The following is a 2278-nucleotide window of genomic DNA, read 5'->3' on the forward strand; positions in this document are numbered from 1 at the left end:
TCACTATGCCACTACAGTATTCAAGATATCGACCTTATTACCCGGCAGTAAGAAGCCCGCTACACCAATAACATCATCTACTCGAATCGTTACCGCGCGCTTATTTTCTGGTATGAGCGCCGCTAGCGTGGAACCCTCACCTGGAACCGTAAAGCGCAGCTTATGGAGCACTTCTCCAGCATAAATAGTGTTAGCAACCACCTTTCCGATAAGCTCTTCCTTATCCGAATAGTTATTTTCATTGATCCAATCAACTTCCATTAACTTGGTTGTTAAGAACTGCTCTTCGATTACGGTTCCTGCTTCGATCTCTTGAGACGCTACGACAACAGGGTGACGTTCAACCTTTTCGACCTCAATAGTCGGTTGAACTTGATCGTCCATCCATTGCTTAGCGAAAAATACCGCCGCCAAGCCAAATACAACGGACAATAAAAACAGTAGGAAAACCTGACTCTTATTCATTATTCTCGTCCTCGTGTCCATCAGAGGTAAAATAGACTTCCCATGCCATGGAAAGAATGTCGAATGTGATTACGGGCGGGAGTTGTTCAAACGAAAGAATATCTTTGCTGATGCCAACAAGATCTTTCGGCAAACAAGGAAACAGTGGCACCTTATAAAGGGTATGCATTTGCGACAAACGCTCAAAAAATCCATCTTGAAGCTCTAATTCTTTTTCAGCGACAACGCTCATCCATAGCGACTCATAATCACGTTGAACTAGAGGTTTAAATTCAATTTTGTAACCTAAGCGGCGTAAAAAGGCAGGGTCGCTGATCTTCTCTGGATTTAAGTTAGTAGAGAAAGCAAGGGTAAGTACAAACGGCATCGTCACTTGTTGGCCATTTGGTAACGACAGGTAATCAAAGTAATACTCCATCGGTACAATCCAGCGATTTAGCAGATTGTCGACAGGCATTGGTTGTCGCCCAAGATCATCAATAATCAAAATGCCGTTATTGGCCATCATTTGTAGAGGCGCTAACCACACTCGGCTGTGCTCCGAGTGATTGACTTCGAGCATATCCATTGTTAGCTCCCCGCCAACCTGAATATTTGGTCGCTCACAATTGAGCCAGCGCTTGTCATACTGATCTTTCAGTGAAATAGCCGTTTCAGTGCCGTTACGATCTAGCGGTTTATGATGTTGCGTAGAGAACACTTTAATAATATTGCCAAACGCATAGACCGCATAAGGAATGAAGACCGAGGTATGCAGCGCATTGACAATACGTGTAGCAACAAATGTTTTCCCAGTACCGGCATGCCCGTACAAAAGCAGCGCACGGCCAGAGTTAATAGCAGGCCCCAATACCGAGATCATTTTATCAACGCCATAAACATCACTCAGAGCTGCTTCAACATCAGGTCTTGTCACTAACTCAGCCCTCAAGTCCTGCTGTCTCACAATATCACTGTACTGAGCGAGCGATACGGGAGCCGGCCCAAGATAAGCATCCCGATTGAAGGCAAGATCGGCTTCTTCCATACCCTTTTCAGATAAAGAATAACGTACATGGCTGTGTGAAGAAGATTCGAGAGACAGAGCAGAAGTTGGTTGAAAAACTTCGATCAGTGATTTTTGTCTAAGCACCGCAAGCCCATTCTCGACAATATGTGTAACCACACACAAGTAATTCGAAAGCTCTAATACATCTGACTTAGGATAAGCAGATAAGTGCTTAAGCAATAGGTTTTCAATAACAACCTCTGGTACACCGAGCATTTCAATGGAGGTAGGCACCATTGGTGATGAGATTTGAGGCCTCAAGTTACTAGGGGACGGGATCCCTCTGATGTCCATATACAACCTCTCCATAAAAACCAATCAAGCGATTGACCTCTCTTCAAGTAAAATAACTGTACATCGCTAAACCTATTACCACAGAAGGCGCGAAAGGCATCGTCACTTTATTTGAATACCGGTTATGTAAAACAGGTTGATCTTTGATAACTGGAGACATACCACTAATTAACATCAACTTTTCTTGGAAATACCCTTTAACAGTGAGTGCACTATTATTTGCAAGGTTATACAACAAATAAAAAGTACCTATTACTCCTGAAGAAATAAGTATAAAATAAGAAACATCAAGCAATGAACCCCACCCAATATACAACCCGATAACACCCAACAACTTCACATCTCCTGGGGACATAGCCCTCACGAAATACAAAGCCAAACCAGAAAAGAAAAAAACCACCAAACCCAAAAAAGAAACGGCAAGCGAATCCCAAGTAAACCCACCATTAATTAATGATATAAAGTAAATAA

General features: G+C 42.8%; 2 protein-coding genes and 1 pseudogene. All 3 read right to left on the reverse strand.

The window, feature by feature from the left end; genetic code table 11:
* Positions 1–12: 12 nt before the first annotated feature.
* Positions 13–465, reverse strand: a pseudogene (cpaB, locus tag BCT81_RS00275) (Flp pilus assembly protein CpaB); the annotation flags it as partial.
* The gene (locus BCT81_RS00280) at positions 458–1807 is read right to left on the reverse strand and encodes an AAA family ATPase (protein WP_102422936.1); all 1350 of its coding nucleotides are present in this window, start codon (positions 1805–1807) and stop codon (positions 458–460) included. The gene BCT81_RS00280 and the pseudogene cpaB, both read right to left, overlap by 8 nt.
* A 43-nt stretch (positions 1808–1850) precedes the next feature.
* On the reverse strand, positions 1851–2278 hold a 428-nt coding region (locus tag BCT81_RS00285; protein ID WP_102422937.1), incomplete at its 5' end, for a prepilin peptidase.

The organism is Vibrio sp. 10N.261.52.A1, from assembly GCF_002876325.1.
Classification (GTDB): Bacteria; Pseudomonadota; Gammaproteobacteria; order Enterobacterales; family Vibrionaceae; genus Vibrio; species Vibrio chagasii.